Annotated in this window: 16 protein-coding genes and 1 pseudogene; 12 read left to right on the forward strand and 5 right to left on the reverse strand. The window is 61.1% G+C overall.

Features of this window, described 5'->3' with window-relative positions:
- The first annotated feature begins 4 nt into the window (after positions 1–4).
- From ftsA to lpxC, 3 genes and pseudogenes are all read left to right on the forward strand, one after another.
- On the forward strand, positions 5–1,240 hold the full coding sequence (ftsA, locus tag R6W86_RS16220; RefSeq protein WP_410330395.1) for a cell division protein FtsA: 1,236 nt from the start codon (positions 5–7) through the stop codon (positions 1,238–1,240).
- Between the two features lie 97 nt (positions 1,241–1,337).
- Positions 1,338–2,327: pseudogene (ftsZ, locus tag R6W86_RS16225) on the forward strand (cell division protein FtsZ); the annotation flags it as partial.
- A 398-nt stretch (positions 2,328–2,725) separates the two neighbouring features.
- The gene (gene lpxC / locus R6W86_RS16230) at positions 2,726–3,643 is read left to right on the forward strand and encodes a UDP-3-O-acyl-N-acetylglucosamine deacetylase (RefSeq protein ID WP_410330396.1); all 918 of its coding nucleotides are present in this window, start codon (positions 2,726–2,728) and stop codon (positions 3,641–3,643) included.
- 11 nt (positions 3,644–3,654) lie between these two features.
- Here the strand turns inward: lpxC and R6W86_RS16235 are convergent, their stop codons facing one another.
- The gene (locus R6W86_RS16235) at positions 3,655–4,101 is read right to left on the reverse strand and encodes a DUF721 domain-containing protein (RefSeq protein WP_410330397.1); all 447 of its coding nucleotides are present in this window, start codon (positions 4,099–4,101) and stop codon (positions 3,655–3,657) included.
- Between the two features lie 231 nt (positions 4,102–4,332).
- Here R6W86_RS16235 and R6W86_RS16240 point away from each other — a divergent pair, with 231 nt between their 5' ends.
- The 6 genes from R6W86_RS16240 (at position 4,333) to ribA (ending at position 11,832) form a co-directional block, all read left to right on the forward strand.
- On the forward strand, positions 4,333–5,268 hold the full coding sequence (locus R6W86_RS16240) for a peptidoglycan DD-metalloendopeptidase family protein (protein WP_410330398.1): 936 nt from the start codon (positions 4,333–4,335) through the stop codon (positions 5,266–5,268).
- 196 nt (positions 5,269–5,464) lie between these two features.
- Positions 5,465–8,212 (forward strand): preprotein translocase subunit SecA, encoded by a 2,748-nt coding sequence (gene secA, locus R6W86_RS16245; protein ID WP_410330399.1) that lies wholly within the window; start codon positions 5,465–5,467, stop codon positions 8,210–8,212.
- A 107-nt stretch (positions 8,213–8,319) separates the two neighbouring features.
- A complete protein-coding gene (gene argJ, locus R6W86_RS16250; protein ID WP_410330400.1) occupies positions 8,320–9,537 on the forward strand; it encodes a bifunctional glutamate N-acetyltransferase/amino-acid acetyltransferase ArgJ in 1,218 nt (405 codons plus the stop codon).
- A gap of 2 nt (positions 9,538–9,539) precedes the next feature.
- On the forward strand, positions 9,540–10,523 hold the full coding sequence (locus R6W86_RS16255) for a Nudix family hydrolase (protein ID WP_410330401.1): 984 nt from the start codon (positions 9,540–9,542) through the stop codon (positions 10,521–10,523).
- Positions 10,524–10,553: 30 nt separating this feature from the next.
- Positions 10,554–11,087, forward strand: a complete 534-nt coding sequence (gene moaC / locus R6W86_RS16260) for a cyclic pyranopterin monophosphate synthase MoaC (protein ID WP_410330402.1) — start codon at positions 10,554–10,556, stop codon at positions 11,085–11,087.
- A gap of 133 nt (positions 11,088–11,220) precedes the next feature.
- Positions 11,221–11,832, forward strand: coding sequence for a GTP cyclohydrolase II (gene ribA, locus R6W86_RS16265; protein WP_372987219.1), 612 nt, complete (start codon positions 11,221–11,223; stop codon positions 11,830–11,832).
- A gap of 81 nt (positions 11,833–11,913) precedes the next feature.
- On the opposite strand, the gene dxs is transcribed toward ribA, so the two are convergent.
- From dxs to R6W86_RS16285, 4 genes are all read right to left on the reverse strand, one after another.
- Positions 11,914–13,845: a 1-deoxy-D-xylulose-5-phosphate synthase gene (gene dxs, locus R6W86_RS16270; protein ID WP_410330403.1), complete on the reverse strand. Its 1,932-nt coding sequence runs from the start codon at positions 13,843–13,845 to the stop codon at positions 11,914–11,916.
- Positions 13,846–13,921: 76 nt separating this feature from the next.
- Positions 13,922–14,818, reverse strand: a complete 897-nt coding sequence (locus tag R6W86_RS16275) for a polyprenyl synthetase family protein (protein WP_410330404.1) — start codon at positions 14,816–14,818, stop codon at positions 13,922–13,924.
- Positions 14,818–15,072 (reverse strand): exodeoxyribonuclease VII small subunit, encoded by a 255-nt coding sequence (locus tag R6W86_RS16280; RefSeq protein WP_372987222.1) that lies wholly within the window; start codon positions 15,070–15,072, stop codon positions 14,818–14,820. The genes R6W86_RS16275 and R6W86_RS16280 overlap by 1 nt, the downstream gene beginning before the upstream one ends.
- Positions 15,073–15,125: 53 nt before the next feature.
- Positions 15,126–15,899, reverse strand: a complete 774-nt coding sequence (locus R6W86_RS16285; RefSeq protein WP_410330405.1) for an NRDE family protein — start codon at positions 15,897–15,899, stop codon at positions 15,126–15,128.
- Between the two features lie 97 nt (positions 15,900–15,996).
- Between R6W86_RS16285 and R6W86_RS16290 the strand changes: the two genes are divergently transcribed.
- Genes R6W86_RS16290 through R6W86_RS16300 form a run of 3 tightly spaced genes read left to right on the forward strand, consistent with a single transcriptional unit; the run spans position 15,997 to position 18,429 of the window.
- A complete protein-coding gene (locus R6W86_RS16290) occupies positions 15,997–16,794 on the forward strand; it encodes a sulfite exporter TauE/SafE family protein (RefSeq protein ID WP_410330406.1) in 798 nt (265 codons plus the stop codon).
- A gap of 10 nt (positions 16,795–16,804) precedes the next feature.
- Positions 16,805–17,593, forward strand: a complete 789-nt coding sequence (lgt, locus tag R6W86_RS16295) for a prolipoprotein diacylglyceryl transferase (RefSeq protein WP_410330407.1) — start codon at positions 16,805–16,807, stop codon at positions 17,591–17,593.
- Positions 17,590–18,429, forward strand: a complete 840-nt coding sequence (locus R6W86_RS16300; RefSeq protein WP_410330408.1) for a thymidylate synthase — start codon at positions 17,590–17,592, stop codon at positions 18,427–18,429. Before lgt ends, R6W86_RS16300 begins: the two co-directional genes overlap by 4 nt.
- The last annotated feature ends 49 nt before the right edge of the window (positions 18,430–18,478 follow it).

Below are 18,478 nucleotides of genomic sequence, written 5' to 3' on the forward strand. Positions count from 1 at the left end.
ACACATGTCATCGGTTGAAACGGAAAACATGATTGTTGGCCTCGATATCGGAACCTCGAAGGTGGTTGCGATTGTCGGCAAGCGCAAGATGGACGGCACCATTGAGGTGGTGGGGATCGGTTCCCACCCGTCCCGGGGCCTTAAGCGCGGTGTGGTGGTCAATATCGAGACCACCGTGCAGGCCATTCAGCGCGCTGTCGAGGAGGCCGAGCTCATGGCCGGCTGCCGGATCCACTCGGTGTATGCGGGGATCGCGGGCAGCCACATCAAGAGCCTGAACTCCCATGGCATCGTGGCTATCCGCGACCGGGAGGTGACCCAGGCGGATATCGACCGGGTTATTGACGCCGCCCAGGCGGTGGCTATTCCCGCCGACCAGAAGATCCTGCATATCCTGCCGCAGGAGTTTGTGATTGACAGTCAGGAGGGTATCAAGGAACCCATGGGCATGTCCGGTGTTCGCCTGGAGGCCAAGGTGCACCTGGTGACCTGTGCGGTAAACGCAGCCCAGAACATCGAGAAATGCGTCAAGCGCTGCGGTCTGGAAGTGGATGACATCATCCTGGAGCAGCTGGCTTCCAGCCACGCCATCCTGACCGAGGACGAGAAGGAGCTTGGAGTCTGCGTGGTGGATGTCGGTGGTGGCACCACCGACATTGCCGTTTTTACCGGAGGCGCCATCCGTCACACCGCGGTGATCCCGATTGCCGGGGACCAGGTCACCAACGACATTGCCATGGCACTGCGGACTCCGACCCAGAATGCCGAGGAGATCAAGATCAAGTATGCCTGCGCGCTGACCCAGCTCGCAGGTGCCGATGAAACCATCAAGGTGCCGAGCGTCGGCGACCGTGCTCCGCGTGATCTTTCGCGGCAGGCACTGGCCGAAGTGGTGGAGCCCCGTTATGAGGAGCTTTTCACCCTGGTGCAGTCGGAACTGCGCCGGTCCGGATTTGAAGACCTGATTCCCGCAGGCATCGTGATTACCGGCGGTTCCTCCACCATGGAAGGCGTGGTGGAACTGGCCGAGGAGATCTTCCACATGCCGGTCCGCCTGGCTTCTCCGCAGGCGGTGTCCGGCATGACGGAAGTGGTTAACAACCCAATCTACGCCACCGGCGTCGGGTTGCTGATCCATGGTTTCCGCCAGATGGATCTCGGGCGGGCGCCCGTGCTCAAGGGGGAAGAGGCCCCCTCGCTGTTTGAGCGCATGAAGGCCTGGTTTACCGGTCACTTCTGACCGTCCAGGACAAGCAGTACACGAAGGTATCTCGGAAACATAAATCTCGAAAAAAACAGCCTGGATAGGCTGTCTACAGCACGAAGGAGTAGGGAAAATGTTCGAACTCGTCGATAATGTCCAGCAGAACGCTGTCATTAAAGTCGTCGGTGTTGGTGGTGGCGGTGGTAATGCCGTACGTCACATGCTCAACAGCGACGTTGAAGGTGTGGAATTTATCTGCGCCAACACCGATGCCCAGGCGCTGACCGATCTGGATGCCCGGCAGGTAATCCAGCTTGGTGGCAACATTACCAAGGGCCTGGGTGCCGGCGCCAATCCGGAAGTAGGGCGTCAGTCTGCCCTGGAGGACCGCGACCGCATCGCTGAAGCCCTGCAGGGCGCCGATATGGTATTCATCACCGCAGGCATGGGTGGTGGTACCGGTACCGGAGCCGCCCCGATCGTTGCCGAGGTAGCCCGGGAACTGGGTATCCTGACGGTGGCGGTCGTCACCAAGCCCTTCATGTTCGAAGGCGGCAAGCGCATGAGCGTCGCCGAAGAGGGGCTGAAAGAGCTCGAAGAGAGCGTTGACTCCCTGATCACCATCCCGAACGAGAAACTGCTGGCGGTCATGGGCAAGAAAACCAGCCTGCTGGATGCTTTTGCCTCGGCCAACGATGTACTGCTGGGCGCTGTGCAGGGTATTGCCGACCTGATTACCCGCAACGGCATGATCAACGTCGACTTCGCGGACGTGAAGACCGTGATGTCCGAGATGGGCATGGCGATGATGGGTACCGCCCGTGCCACCGGCGAGAACCGTGCCCGGGAAGCCGCGGAAGCCGCCGTGCGCAGCCCACTGCTCGAGGACATCAATCTTCAGGGCGCCAAGGGTATCCTGGTCAATATCACCGCCGGCATGGATCTCAACCTGGGCGAGTTCTCCGAGGTTGGCGACATTGTGCGTGAGTTCGCATCCGATTCCGCGACTGTCGTGGTCGGTACCGTGATTGATCCGGAAATGACCGACGAGCTCAAGGTGACTGTTGTTGCCACCGGTCTGGGCGGTGACCGTGAAAAGCCGACGAAGGTTGTCGACAACACCCGTACCCTGGATGGCAAGACCGACTACAACCAGCTGGATCGACCGGCGGTTCTGCGTCGTCGCGCCGTGTCCAGTGGCAACGTGGCTATCGATCAGAACAAGGAGAGCGAAGAGCAGGGCGTGGACTATCTCGATATTCCCGCATTCCTTCGCCGCCAAGCTGATTGATAATCTGTCGCAAGTGTGAGCCGGTAATGCGAGCAGGAATCCAACTCGGCTTTTTGCCGAATGAGGGAACCTGACTGCCGGAAATTACGTGCGCTGAGTGCCGAGTGTTGGCTTTGTGTAAAGTTGAGGCAAAGCCCTCTTGGTCAAATGGTACTCAGTCTTAATTTCTGCTATCCTCCGGGCAGTTTTTTGCCCAGAATATCGCCATATTGTGACGGAATGATGAACCGATGATCAGACAACGGACACTCAAAAACACCATCCGGGCTACCGGTGTCGGCCTGCACTCGGGGGAGAAGGTTTACCTGACCCTGAAGCCGGCTCCGGTAGACTCGGGCATCATCTTCCGCCGCACGGATCTGGACCCGATGGTCGAGATTCGCGCCTGTGCGGAAAATGTGGGTGAGACCATGCTGTCCACGACGCTGGTAAAAGATGGTGTCCGTGTGGCAACAGTAGAGCACCTGCTGTCAGCCATGGCTGGTCTCGGTATTGATAACTGCTTCGTGGAGCTCAGCGCGGCTGAAGTGCCCATCATGGACGGCTCTGCCGGACCGTTCGTGTTCCTGCTGCAGTCTGCCGGCATCGCCGAGCAGGACGCGGCCAAGTGCTTTATCCGCATCAAGCGAGAAGTTACCGTGGAAGAAGGCGACAAGAAAGCGACCTTCCTGCCTTTCGAGGGTTTCAAGGTCTCCTTCGGTATCGACTTCGACCATCCGGTGTTCAAGGGCCGTGCCCAAACCGCGACCGTAGACTTCTCCAGTACTTCCTTCGTGAAGGAAGTCTCCCGCGCCCGGACCTTCGGGTTCATGCGCGACATCGAGAAGCTGCGGGCGATGAACCTGGCACTCGGCGGCTCAGTCGATAACGCCATCGTGGTTGACGACTACAAGATCCTGAACGAAGACGGTCTTCGTTACGACGATGAGTTCGTCAAGCACAAGGTGCTGGATGCCATTGGCGACCTGTACCTGCTCGGTAACAGCCTGATCGGTGAGTTCCGCGGTGTGAAGTCCGGTCACGACCTGAACAACAAGCTGCTCCGTAAGCTCCGGGCCGAAGAGGATGCATGGGAAGTGGTTACCTTCGACGACGAGGCCACGGCACCCATCTCCTACATGAAGCCTGTGCTGGCACCTCAGGGTTAAGGCAGGACGCTTTAATCTTGGGCGTGGCTTGCGAGTTTTTCGAGAACCTCGCGTAAAGCTTTATCCTTCGTGTGCCCGGCTTCCTCTGCGAGGAGCCGGGCATTTTCTTTGCTCAGGGATTGCTTCTCGGTGGACTTTGTCTCCCTGAAGCGCGGCGGCGCTACTTTCACCTTAAGTTTCCATACGTAACGGAACAGCTCGTGCTCCCGGATGCTGGCCATGATCTCGTGTTGGCGGAAACGGATCTGGCTGGCCCGCGTGGCGTTGGCGGCCGACAGTATCAGTTCGCCTTCCTGGCAGTTGAGAAAGCGAACACCACTGGCCAGTTCTTTCGGGAGGGCGCTGAGGACCTGCTCTTCCGCCTGCCGGTGCAGTTCGGCTTTGGCCACGAGTTCGCGCAGCGCCGGGTTGCCCCCGACCTTGTCGAAGCTCGTTTTCTGTTCACGTTTCCGGCTCATTGACGCGTTTTTACTCGACGGTTCCATTTACGATTGGTTACACTTCGGCACGGTTTAAGGGTAGTGCCCGCTTCAGACTCGTTTTACATTGTCACAAATATCTATGTCCAGCGGGCGCTGCGATTATTCAGTACGTAGTTGCCGCCAGGGATAGGCCAAACCCATTCGGACATCCCGGGCTGCAACACGCAGGATCAGGCTTGCGGCTCCCCGATGAAACCAGAAGACGATATGAACATTATCCTCATAGGCAAACACCACGGGAAGTCCCGGGTTGTCGCCCTGAACGGCAAGTTCCTGGCCGGTATGCTGGTGCTGGTACTTGCGCTGATCAGTGCGGCGGTCTGGGGTGGCTACCAGGTGGCAGTGAGCAAGGTCAAAGCACAGGAGCCAACGCCGTCGGAACTGGTGGCACACTGGAAGAGCAAGCTGGAAGCCCAGCAGCAGGAACTGGCCGCCGTTGAAGAGCGGGTTCGTGAACAGGTTGATGCCCTGACCCTGCACCTCGGCGAACTCCAGGGCCGCATGTTGCGCCTGGATGCCCTGGGGCAGCGATTCGTGGAGTCCGGACTGGTTGCCAGCGAAGAATTTAACTTTGATGAACCGCCGGCTGTCGGTGGTCCTGAGGGACCTGAGACCCGGGAATCCTTTTCCGCACCGGCGCTGACGGACATGATCGAACGCATGGAGGCCCAGCTGGCCGACCGGGAGCAGCAGTTGCGCCTACTGGACAAGCTGGCTTCCCGACAGAAGCTGGAAGAAGAAATGTATGTCGAGGGCCGGCCGATCACCTGGGGCTGGTTGTCCTCGAAGTATGGCTATCGTTCCGACCCGTTTTCCGGCAAGCGGACCTGGCATGACGGAGTCGATCTGGCGGGCAAGGACGGTAGTGACATCATTGCCGTTGCCGGTGGGGTTGTCATCTGGGCTGGTGAGCGTTATGGCTATGGTAACCTGGTGGAAATCGATCATGGTGATGGTCTGGTGACCCGTTATGGTCACTGCAAGACCGTCAAGGTGAAGACCGGGGATGTGGTCCAGAAGGGGCAGGTGGTTGCCCTGATGGGCAGCACCGGTCGGTCCACGGGCCCCCACGTGCACTTTGAGGTCCTGCAGAATGGCCGCTCCAAGGATCCTGTAGAATACATTGCCCGGGCCAATCGTTAAGTCCCGGCGGTGCCTTGTCGCGGTATCCCGGTTTTCCTCTCCAGTTCCCTCCGGCATTGCACTTGTGCCTTCCGGAGGGCAAGTCGTTGGCATTCCGACACTTTCATTCCGGCACTTGTGAGGTGCACCTTTTGTCCTGTCGGGAAATAAGGTTAGAATGCCGGCTTCCCTCGTTTAATTAAAGAAGCAGTGGTCTATGTTCACAAAGCTTGCAACCAAGATGTTCGGCAGCAAAAATGCCAGAGAAATCAAGAGGATGCGAAAGCAGGTAGCGCGCATCAACGAACTTGAAGAGCAGTTTGGCAATTTTTCCGACACCGAGTTGCAGGGCAAGACCGCTGAGTTCCGCCGCCGTGTGGAAGAGGGCGAGAGCCTTGACGCCCTGCTGCCGGAGGCTTTTGCCACGGTTCGGGAAGCTAGCCGTCGGGTCATGGGCATGCGACACTATGACGTTCAGCTGATTGGTGGCATCACCCTGCACGAAGGCCGGATTGCCGAGATGAAGACCGGTGAAGGCAAGACCCTGGTGGCGACCGCCGCGGTCTACCTCAACTCGCTGTCCGGCAAGGGTGTGCATGTGGTCACGGTCAACGACTACCTGGCCCGCCGGGACGCCGACTGGATGGGTAAACTCTACCGTTTCCTGGGTCTGCAGGTGGGCGTGGTGGTCGCCGGTCAGGCCCCTGATGAGAAAAAAGCGGCCTACCAGGCGGACATCACCTATGGCACCAACAACGAATTCGGTTTCGACTATCTCCGCGACAACATGGCATTCAGCACCGAGGACAAGGTCCAGCGCGGGCTGAACTTCGCCATCGTCGACGAGGTGGACTCCATCCTGATCGATGAAGCCCGGACGCCGCTGATCATCTCCGGTGCCGCCGAGGACAGCTCCAAGCTCTACCAAGCCATCAATGAACTGGTACCGAGCCTTGAGAAAGGGGAGGTATCCGAAGAGGGCGAACCTTCCGGCGACTTCACCATCGATGAAAAATCCCGGCAGGTGGAACTGACCGAGGCTGGTCATGAGAAGGTCGAGGAACTGCTGCTGAGTCGCGGCCTGCTGAACGAAGGCGAGAGCCTTTACTCCGCCTCCAACTTGAGCCTGCTGCACCATGTGCACTCGGCATTGCGGGCCCATCACCTGTTCCAGAAGGATGTTGATTACATTGTCCAGGGTGACCAGGTGGTGATCGTTGACGAGCATACCGGCCGGACGATGCCGGGCCGTCGCTGGAGCGAAGGCTTGCACCAGGCGATTGAGGCGAAGGAAGGTGTCAGGATCCAGGCCGAGAGTCAGACCCTGGCCTCGACCACTTTCCAGAACTACTTCCGTCTGTATGAGAAGCTGGCCGGTATGACCGGTACTGCGGACACCGAAGCCTTCGAATTCCGCCAGATCTATGGCCTGGACGTGGTGGTGATTCCGCCCAACAAGCCGATCCAGCGTATCGACTACAACGATCTGGTGTATCTCACCCAGGAAGAGAAATTCCACGCCATTATTGACGAGATCAAGGATGTCACCGCCGAGGGTCGTCCGATCCTCGTGGGTACCGCATCCATTGAGGCCTCCGAGCTGCTGTCAATGCTGCTGAAGAAAGCCCGGATCGACCACAAGATCCTGAACGCCAAGCAGCACGAGTCCGAGGCCTTGATCGTGGCCCAGGCCGGTCGCCCGGGTGCGGTAACCATTGCCACCAATATGGCCGGTCGGGGTACCGACATCGTCCTCGGTGGTAACTGGGAATACGAAGTCGCGGCGATGGAGAATCCGACCGAGGAAGCCGTCGCCAAGATGAAAGCCGAGTGGACTGATCGGCATAACCATGTTCTGGAGGTCGGCGGCCTGCACATCATCGGTACCGAGCGGCACGAGTCCCGCCGGATCGATAACCAGCTGCGTGGCCGTGCCGGCCGTCAGGGGGACCCCGGTTCATCCCGCTTCTTCCTGTCCCTGGAAGATAACCTGATGCGGATCTTCGCCCCGGATCGTGTGAAGAGCCTGATGCAGGCCATGGGCATGAAGAAGGGTGAGGCCATTGAGCACCGCATGGTCACCAACGCCATCGAGAAGTCCCAGCGCAAGGTGGAAGGCCGCAACTTCGATATGCGGAAGACCCTGCTGGAATACGATGACGTGGCCAACGACCAGCGTACCGTGATCTACGACCAGCGCAACGAGGTCATGTCCTCCGAGGACATCTCGGACATGATCAAGACCATCCGTGAGGACGTGGTCAGCGAGCTGATCAACGAGTACATCCCGCCCCAGAGCATGCCGGAACAGTGGGATGTGTCGGGCCTGGAGTCCCAGCTTCAGTCAGAGATGGCAATCGAACTGCCTATCCAGCAGTGGCTGCAGGAAGACAGCAAGCTCTACGAGGAAAGCCTCCGGGAGAAGATCCTCAACGAGATTGTCGCCGCTTACGAGGCGAAGGAAGCCATCGCTGGTTCCGAAGCCATGCGCAAGTTCGAGAAGCAGGTGTTCCTGCAGGTGCTCGATACCCTCTGGAAAGAGCACCTGTCCAACATGGATCACCTGCGCCGGGGCATTCACCTGCGCGGTTATGCCCAGAAGAACCCGAAGCAGGAATACAAGCGCGAGGCGTTCAACCTGTTTGAGGACATGCTGGAGACCATGAAGCGGGATATTACCCGTATCCTGTGCCATGTCCGGGTGCAGACTCCCGAGGAAATGGAGGAGGTGGAGCGTCGTCGCAAGGCCGAGCTCGAGAGAGAGCTGGCCCGTGCCCGTATGCGCCATGACGAGACCAGCGCCACCGCCCAGAGCCAGGCTGAAGGTGAGGGCGATGGTGAGGGAGAGCGGCAGTCCGCGACGCCGGAAACCTTCGTCCGCCAGGAACGCAAGGTCGGGCGAAACGAGCCGTGTCCCTGCGGGTCCGGCAAGAAGTACAAGCAGTGCTGCGGCAAGGTTAGCTGACCCCCGGGGCTCTGAGACCGGTCAAAGACCCGCAACCTGACAAGCGCAGGCTGCGGGTTTTTGCGTTTTGAAAGTTACTGATTGGATTGAGTGAGAGGAGAGGCAGGATGGCGGTAGGTCCAGGCACCTTACCCGAGTTTTTCCCGGTAGCCGGCGTCAAGTTGGGTGTTGCCAGTGCGGGCATCAAGAAACCCGGCCGGAAGGATGTGGTGGTATTCGAACTCGCCCCCGGCAGTCGAGTGGCCGGCATCTTTACCCGCAACCAGTTCTGTGCCGCGCCGGTCACCGTAAGCCGGCAGCACCTGGCCCGGACTGCGCCCCGGTATCTGCTGGTCAACACCGGCAATGCCAATGCCGGTACCGGCGAACGGGGTAGGAAGGACGCGATCGCCTGCTGCGAGGCGCTGGCGGACAATGCCGGTGTCAGTGGCGACGAGGTGCTGCCATTTTCCACCGGCGTGATCGGCGAGCCACTGCCGGTAGGCAAGATTGTCGGGGCCCTGCCCGAGGCACTGGCCAATACCGCGGAGAGTCGCTGGGCGGAGGCGGCCAGTGGCATCATGACCACCGATACCCGGCCAAAGGGGGCCTCCTGCCAGGTGGACCTTGGCGGCCATACCGTGACCATTTCCGGGATCAGCAAGGGCGCCGGCATGATCCGCCCGAATATGGCCACCATGCTCGGGTTTATCGCCACTGACGCCCGGATTGCCCCTGATGTACTGCAGGCGCTGGCCTCGGAGCTTGGCGAGAAATCCTTCAACCGGATTACCATCGACGGTGACACTTCCACCAACGATGCCTGCATGCTGATGGCTTCCGGCCAGTACAGCGGCCCGGAGATTACCGCCGAGAGCCCCGAGCTGGCGACGCTGCGCGAGGCGTTGCAGCAGGTCTACCTGGACCTGGCCCATGCCATTGTCCGCGACGGCGAAGGTGCCACCAAGTTTGTCACCATCGATGTCAGCGGGGCGGCAAACCAGCAGGAAGCCCTGGATGTGGCCTACACTGTGGCCCACTCGCCTCTGGTCAAGACCGCGCTGTTTGCCTCGGATCCGAACTGGGGCCGGATCCTCGCGGCGGTGGGTCGCGCCGGCGTTCCGGACCTGGATCTCGATGCCCTGGAAATCTACCTGGGCGATGTCTGCCTGGTGCGCCAGGGCGGCCGGGCCGATGATTACTCCGAGGACCGGGGGCAGGCGGTAATGGATCAGGAGGAAATCACCATTGCCATCGACCTGAAGCGTGGTGACATCCGGGAGACGGTGTGGACCTGTGATTTCTCCCACGATTACGTGACCATCAACGCGGAGTACCGGACCTGAGCATGGCCGCAAGGCAAAGCCCGGTCCGGGAGATTCACGTGGCGGTCGGTGTCATTGTCCGGGAGGGCCGGGTGCTGATCGCCCGGCGCCCCGATCACGTGCATCAGGGCGGGCTGCTGGAGTTCCCCGGTGGCAAGGTTGAGCCGGGGGAGACCGTTCAGCAGGCGCTGGTCCGCGAGATTGCCGAGGAAACCGGCCTGAGCCTCTCCGAGACCTCCCTGGAGCCGGTTATCGGAATTCGCCATGACTACGGCGATAAGCGGGTTTTCCTGGACGTCTGGCGCACCTCTGAGGCCTCTGGAGAGCCCGAGGGCCGGGAAGGGCAATCGGTGGACTGGCTGCAACCAGAACAGCTCCGCGACCAGGATTTTCCGGTAGCGAACCGCCCGGTGATCCGTGCCCTGCGGCTGCCCGGGGTGCTTGCGATTACCGGTGCGATGACCTCTCCGGAGGATGGGCTGGCCAGCCTTGTGAGTGGGCTGGAGCGGCTGAAAGCCTCCAGGGCCACCTGTGTGGTTCTGCGTGCTCCCGAGCTATCACCCGAGGACTATGTCCGCTTCGCCAGCACAGCGGTGGCTTTATGTGAAGACCAGGGGCTGACGCCGATCCTGCATGGCCGCCCCGAAATGTTTGATGCGGTACCGGGTGCCGGTGGTCTGCATCTGCCCTGGCATGAAGCTCAGGGCCTGGTCAGCCGTCCGGTTCCGGAATCGGTGTGGCTGGGCGTGTCCTGTCACGATGCGGCGCAGCTCGCCCATGCTGCAGCCCTGGGGGCGGATTACGCAACCCTCGGCCCGGTGCAGCCGACGAGGAGCCATCCCGGACGTCCGGCCATGGGCTGGGAGCACTTCGAGGCACTGGTGACCCGGGCGGTCATTCCCGTTTATGCCCTGGGTGGGCTTGGTGCGAAGGAGGAAATTGAGGCGCGCCGGCTGGGTGGTCAGGGTGTTGCCGGAATCCGGTTCTGGTGGCCGTCTGACCGGTAGATATCAAGGCTGGCTTTCGCTCTGTCTGGTATGCTGACGACATCTGTTCAATCCATTTCCAACCATGTCTCTGGAGAAACCGTGAGCAAGCTGACCCACCTGGACGAGAAGGGCGAAGCCCGCATGGTCGATGTCACCGATAAGCAGGTGACCGAACGGGAAGCCCGCGCCGAAGCCACCATCCGCATGGCGCCGGAAACCCTGCAAATGATCATCGAAGGCGAGCACCCCAAGGGCGATGTGCTGGCAGTAGCCCGAATCGCGGGCATCATGGCGGCGAAGAAAACCCATGAACTGATACCCCTGTGCCATAGCCTGAACCTGACGTCGGTGAAGGTTGAGCTGAATCCGGGCGAGGATGGCGCCTCGGTGCATATCCTGACCCGCTGCAAGCTCTCCGGCCAGACCGGGGTTGAAATGGAGGCCCTGACCGCGGCCAGCGTGGCGGCGCTCACCCTGTATGACATGTGCAAGGCGGTAGATCGCGGAATGGTCGTCGACAACGTGCAGTTGCTGGAGAAGAAGGGCGGGCGCAGCGGTCATTGGGTTGCGGGGCCGGCCTGATCCGGCCCGTGGCAGGGAGCGTAACATCCGGTAACGAGTAACCACCGGAGCGCCCACTGTGCCAAGACTACGCCAAGCAGTTGGCCACGTGATAGAATGCGCGCCCCGATTGATTGAACCACGAGGAAACACTGTGGCTGTTCGTTACATCCAGACCTGCCGGTTACCAACCCCGTTCGGCGTGTTTGACATGCACGGTTTCGAAGAGCCGGACACCGGAAAGGAGCACGTCGCCCTGACCCTGGGAGACCTGGATAGTGATGAGCCGATGCTGGCCCGGACCCACTCCGAGTGCCTGACCGGCGATGCCCTGTACAGCATGCGCTGCGATTGTGGCTACCAGCTTGAAGAAGCCTTGCGCAGTATCGCCCGTGAAGGGCGGGGCATCCTCATGTATCTGCGCCAGGAGGGCCGGGGCATTGGTCTGCTGAACAAGATCCGTGCCTACCATCTGCAGGACCAGGGTGCCGATACGGTCGAGGCGAACGAACGGCTTGGCTTTGCCGCGGATTTGCGGGACTACAGCATGTGCAAGGATATGCTGGAACACCTGGGGATCAGTAGCCTGCGGCTGATGACCAACAACCCGCGCAAGGTCAAGGCGCTGGAGTCCTATGGCATCGACATTGCCGAGCGGGTTCCGTTGCACGTGGGGCGCAACCCGCACAACGAGAATTACCTCAACACCAAGCAGACCAAGTTGGGCCACTGGCTGGAAACGCATCAGGACGACGATCCCGAGTAATTGGCATGCTGCCCTGAGTTGCACAAAAAAGCCCGCGTCCGGAGACGCGGGCTTTTTCGTTGATGCCAGTGATACCAGGGATTATTTGACCGCTTTGAGGCTGGAGCGCTGGAGCCGTTCCAGGCGTTCGGCAATGGCCGACCGGATGCCCTCGGCGTCCAGACCGCAGTCGCTCAGCAATTCGCCGTGCTTGCCGTGGTCGATAAAAGTATCGGGAAGTCCGAGCTGAAGCACCGGCTGGGCGACTTCACGGTGGTTCAGGAATTCCGTCACCGCACTGCCGGCACCACCGGCGACCACGTTCTCTTCCAGTGTCACCAGCAGGTCATGCTGCTCGGCCAGTTCCAGTACCAGCTCCTCGTCCAGGGGTTTGACGAAGCGCATGTCGGCAACGGTGGCGCCCAGTGCCTCAGCCGCTTCCAGTGCGGGTGCGAGCAGGGTGCCGAAGTTCAGGATAGCAACTCCGCTCCCTTCCCGGACGCGGCGGCCCTTGCCCAGCTCCAGCGGCTTCAGCTCGGGCTCGATCTTCGCGCCCGGCCCGGTACCCCGGGGGTAGCGCACAGCTGCCGGGCCGTTGAACAGCATGCCGGTCTGGAGCATCTGCCGGGTCTCGTTCTCATCCGACGGGGCCATCACCACCATATTGGGGATACAACGCAGGTAGCTGATATCGAACGCACCGGCGTGGGTCGGACCGTCTTCGCCCACCAGGCCGGCCCGGTCGATGGCAAACAGCACGTCCAGGTTCTGGATGGCCACGTCATGAATCAGCTGGTCGTAGCCCCTTTGCAGGAAGGTGGAGTAGATCGCCACCACCGGTTTGGCACCGTCGCAGGCCAGGCCGGCGGCGAGGGTCACGGCGTGCTGCTCGGCAATGGCAACATCGAAATACCGGTCCGGGAAGCGCTGGGAGAACGCCAGCAAATCCGAGCCCTCGCACATGGCCGGCGTGATGCCGACCACCCGTTGGTCCCGCTCGGCGGCATCGCACAGCCACTGGCCGAAGACATTGGCGTATTTGGGCTTGGCCGGCTTGGGGGTGACCGGCTCGGGTTTGCTCGGTGGCACCGGTTCGATCTTGTTGATGGCATGGTAGCCGATCGGGTCAGCCTCGGCCGGGGCGAACCCCTTGCCCTTGGTGGTCACTACGTGCAGGAACTGCGGGCCGTCCAGCTCGCGGATATTCTCCAGTGTCTCCACCAGCAGCGGCAGGTCATGGCCGTCAATGGGGCCGATGTAGTTGAAGCCGAGTTCCTCGAACAGGGTTCCCGGGGCAATCATGCCCTTGAAGTGTTCCTCGGTCTTCTTGGCCAGGGCCATCAGGTGCGGTGCACCCTGCAGCACCTTTTTGCTGCTGTCACGGACCTGGTTGTAGGTGCGGCTGGAGAGCAGTTTGGCGAAATAGTTGGACAGACCTCCCACGTTCCGGGAGATCGACATGTCATTGTCGTTCAGGATCACCAGCATGTTGGCATGCAGGTGGCCGGCATGGTTCAGGGCCTCGAAGGCCATGCCCGCAGTCATGGCGCCATCACCAATAACGGCAATGCTCTTGCGGCCAGTGTTCTGCATGCGGGCGGCAATGGCCATGCCCAGGGCGGCACTGATGGAAGTGCTGGAGTGGCCCACTCCGAAGGTGTCGTACTCACTTTCGGCCCGCTTGGGAAAGCCCGCCAGGCCCCCCTTGCGGCGAATGCTGCCCATCTGTTCCCGGCGACCGGTAAGGATCTTGTGGGGATAGGCCTGGTGGCCCACGTCCCAGACCAGGCGGTCCTCCGGGGTGTTGAAGACATAATGTAGGGCGACGGTCAGTTCCAGTACGCCCAGCCCGGCACCAAAATGTCCGCCGGTCTGGCCGACGGACCATAGCAGGAACGCCCGCAGTTCCCGGGCCAGCTGGGTCAGCTGTTCAGCCGGCAGCTCACGGAGCTGGGCCGGTACATCAATCCGGTCCAGCAGCGGGGTGTTTGGCCGCTGTGACGGGATTTCCTTGAAAGTGTAAGTATCCTGCATCTGCTCGGGTCTTTTGGGATGATCCAGTGTTTTCAAAATAAGTTACGACAAGTGTGCGCCTTTGGGGCAGGGTGGTTCAATGGGTTCGTGCCACCACGTAATCCGCCATCGCCCGCAGCGGATCGGCTTCCGGCCCGTACTGTTCGAGACTCGCCTTGGCGGTCTGCAACAGTTCGGCCAGGTGCTGCCTTGCCCCGTCCAGACCCAGCAGTGCCGGGTAGGTAGGCTTGGACCGGGCGACATCCGATCCCTGGGGTTTGCCGATCACGTCGGTGCTGCCCTCGATGTCCAACAGGTCGTCCTGCACCTGGAAAGCCAGCCCCAGCACCCGGGCATAGGTCGTCAGTGCCTCCAGTGCGCCGGGTTGCACCCGCTCGGCGCTCAGGGCACCCATGCGGACGCTGGCCTCGATCAGGGCGCCGGTCTTGTGCCGGTGCATGGTTTCCAGCTGAGCCAGGGTCAGGGTCTTGCCCACCGACTCCAAGTCAATAGCCTGGCCGCCCACCATGCCCTGGTGGCCAGCGGCTTTTGCCAGTTCCTGAACCATCGCCAGCCGTGCCTCGCTGGCCAGTCCCGAACCGTTGGCCAGCAATCCGAAAGCCAGCGCCTGCAGTGCATCACCCGCCAGGATGGCAGTGGCCTCGTCAAAGGCAATATGGGTAGTGGGCCGGCCCCGGCGCAGCTCATCGTCATCCATCGCCGGCAGGTCATCGTGGATCAGCGAATAGGCATGGATCAGCTCCACTGCGCAGGCGGGGACGAGGGCGCTGTTGCTGTCCTCGCCCATTGCCCGGGCTGCCGCGAGGCACAGAGCGGGACGAATCCGCTTGCCGCCGCCCAGCACGCTGTACCGCATGGCCTCCTGGAGGCGATCGGAGGCCGCGCTCTGGTCAATGCAGCGGTCCAGCTCGGCGTCGACAAGGGTGCGGCAGGACTCCAGAAAATCCACTGCCGCCTTGGTCTGCTCGGTCATCAGTCGGCGTCATCCGGCGTGAAAGGGCGGGTTTCCAGGGTGCCATCACTGTTCTGCACCAGCTGCTCGACCCGCTGCTCGGCGCTCTTCAATGCCTGCTGGCATTCCCGGGTCAGCTTCACGCCCCGCTCGAACGCAGTCAGGGACTGTTCCAGCGACAGTTCGCCCTGCTCCAGGTCGCGAACCAGCTTTTCCAGCTCATCCAGTGACTTTTCAAAGTCTGCTATGGATGTGGTGTCTTTTTCACCGGCCATCGGGCCCTCCGGTCGGGTGACAGAATTTCGCGGATTATATCAGAGCCGGAGGGCTATCGCTGCCAGTCGAAGTGACGGCAATCGCCTTTTGAGGCCAAAGGCCCCCAGCTCTGTTCGGTTACCCGGATTTGCCCATTGCCGGCGACCGTCACGATCGTGGTCGCCCGGGTACCATAGTCCTCGCCTACGATGAACGGAGACGACAGGAAGCGCTCCGTTGCCAGGCCCACGCCAGTGTCCGGCAGCAGGTGGTCCGGCGCCGGTGTCGAGTCCTGGAGCAGCGTGATAAGCCGTTGATGCAGCCCGTCAGCATCGACACCGGCCATCGAAACCATCTCGCCCACAGACTCCCGCAGCCGGAGCAGTTTCGGCCAGGGCGTCTGCAGCAAGTGATTACTGAGGCCATACACTCCCCGGTGCACACTCCGGCCCGGATGGGCGTCCCGGTTACTGTAATACCAGCCACCGCCGGATTCGAGCCGGATCAGGTTAAACCCGGCGTAACGATCCGGGTCGTCGGTGAGATCATGGAACAGCTCTGTGCCCGGCTCCGCCAGGGCCCGCAACGGCAACTCTCCACGAGTGGTCCGGCCGGCCTCGGGGGAGCCCTCCCGGACATTGGTGACCGCGCTGATGCGGCCATCCTCTGTGACGGCAAGCCAGGTACCACCGGACTGAAGGTCGCGGCCGGCCAGCACCCGCTGGCCGGATTCCGTGGTCCACCAGTCCATGGGGGCGGTGGGCCTGCGGAAGAACTCGTCCCGGTTGGCGGCTACCACCAGCGGAAAATGACGATTCTGGCCAAGGGCAAAGGCAATGAGGCACATGGTCGGTAATGAGTCTCCGAAGGTGAATAGGGAGTCGTGAACTTGTCCCGCGCGGTGTGTATCATACCAGCCTTGTTTCTCATAGGCGTGAGCAGCTATGACCCTGGTAACCGTATTTGCATCGTATCTGGCACTGGGCGCACTGGCAGGGACCATGGCGGGCCTGTTCGGTATCGGTGGTGGCCTGGTCATCGTGCCGGTACTCATCTTCAGCTTCGAGATCCAGGGCATCAGCCCGGACATCAGTGCTCACCTGGCGGTGGGGACCTCCCTGGCCACCATCGTGTTCACCTCGCTGTCCTCCATCCGCTCCCATCACAAGCACCAGGCCGTGCGCTGGGACATTTTCCGGCCCATGACCGTGGGGATTGTTGGCGGGGCCGTTCTGGGTGCCTGGACCGCGGCCTTCATGAGTGGCGATATGCTGCAATTGGTGATAGGCGTGTTCGTGATGCTGGTGGCCATCAAGATGATACTGGAGGTCAATCCCAAGCCCGGTCGGGATGTTCCCGGCCCGGTTGGCCTGGGTGTGGTAGGTGGCGGTGTTGGCTGGGCGTCGGCCATTTTCGGTATCGGGGGCGGTACACTCACCGTGCCTTACCTGAGCTGGTGTAATGTCCGTATGCAGAACACTGTGGCCACCTCAGCGGCCATTGGCCTGCCGATTGCGCTTGCAGGTGCCATTGGCAACATCTGGACAGGCTGGGGGCATGCCGACCTTCCGGAATTCAGCCTGGGCTTTATCTACCTGCCCGCACTGCTCGGGATCATCCTGACCAGTGTTTTCTTTGCCAGAATTGGCGCCAACCTGGCCCACAAACTGAACGCCAAGGTTCTGAAACGTATTTTTGCGATGATGCTCCTGGTAGTGGGGCTTCGTTTTCTCCTGAGCTGAGAGGTAACCGATGCTGCAGCATCCCCAGTTTGACCCTGTGGCCATTTCCCTGGGCCCCGTCAAGATTCACTGGTACGGCCTGACTTACCTGGTCGGCTTTGTCGCCGGGTGGTGGCTCGGCCGGCTGCGGGCCCGCAAACCCTGGTCCCCGGTCACCGAAGAACAAATGGGCGACCTCCTGTTCTACCTGGCCCTCGGCGTTATCCTTGGCGGCCGGTTCGGTTACGTCCTGTTCTATAACTTTGATACCTTCCTGGCCGACCCACTCTGGCTCTTACGTGTCTGGGAAGGGGGCATGTCCTTTCACGGCGGCTTGCTGGGCGTCATGTTCGCCATGTGGTGGTACGGACGCAAACTCGGCTCCGGCTTCTGGCGCCTGGCGGACTTTGTTGCGCCCCTGGTTCCGGTAGGCCTGGGTGCCGGGCGAATCGGCAATTTCATCAACGGCGAACTCTGGGGCAAGCCCACCGACGTGCCCTGGGGCATGGTCTTTCCCCACGCCCCGGACAGCCTGGCACGCCATCCCTCCCAGCTGTACCAGTTCGCCCTGGAAGGCCTTATCCTGTTTGCCATCCTGTGGTGGTTCTCCGCCAAACCCCGCCCCCGCATGGCCGTCTCCGGCCTGTTCCTGGTGTGTTACGGTCTGTTCCGGTTCCTGGTGGAATTTGTACGCCAGCCGGATCCGCAGCTGGGTTACCTGGCCTTCGACTGGCTCACCATGGGCCAGGTGCTGTCCACCCCCATGATCCTCGCCGGCGCCGCCCTGATGTTCATTGCTTACCGGAGAAATGCCGAATGAAAGCCTACCTCGACCTGATGCAAGACGTCGTCGATAACGGATTCGACAAGGGTGACCGCACCGGCGTCGGCACCCGCTCGGTATTCGGACGTCAGCTGCGATTCAACCTGCAGGAAGGCTTTCCGCTGGTGACCACCAAAAAAGTCCACCTGCGCAGCATCATCTACGAGCTGCTCTGGTTCCTGCGTGGTTCCACCGACAACAACTGGCTGAAAGAGCGCAAGGTCTCCATCTGGAACGAATGGGCCCTGGAAAACGGTGACCTCGGCCCCATCTACGGCAAACAGTGGCGCAGCTGGCAGTGCCCGGACGGCCGGGTGGTGGACCAGATCAGCGAAGTCATCGACCAGATCCGCAACAAGCCGAACTCCCGGCGCCTGATCGTCTCCGCCTGGAACCCGGCGGAGCTGCCGGACGAATCCATCAGCCCCCAGGACAACGTTCGCGAGGGTCGCATGGCATTGGCACCCTGCCACTGTCTGTTCCAGTTCTACGTGGCCGACGGCAAGCTCTCCTGCCAGCTATACCAGCGCAGTGCCGACCTGTTCCTGGGTGTGCCGTTCAACATCGCCTCCTACGCACTGCTGACCCACATGATTGCCCAGCAGTGCGATCTGGATGTGGGTGAGTTCGTGCACACGTTTGGTGATTGCCACCTGTACCAGAACCACCTGACCGACGACATCGTATTCGAGCAGCTGAAGCGAGAGCCTCGTGGGTTGCCCAGGCTGGTCATCAAGCGCAAGCCCGAGAGTATCTTTGAGTACGAGCTCGAGGACTTCGAGTTTGAGGGGTATGAGCCTTATCCTGCGATCAAGGCGCCTATTGCTATTTGACCTCGAGTCTGGGATCGCGGTCCTTTTGTTTTGGAGTCGGCAGGGCAGC

This window comes from Marinobacter sp. (genome assembly GCF_046484525.1).
In the GTDB taxonomy this organism is placed as follows: domain Bacteria; phylum Pseudomonadota; class Gammaproteobacteria; order Pseudomonadales; family Oleiphilaceae; genus Marinobacter.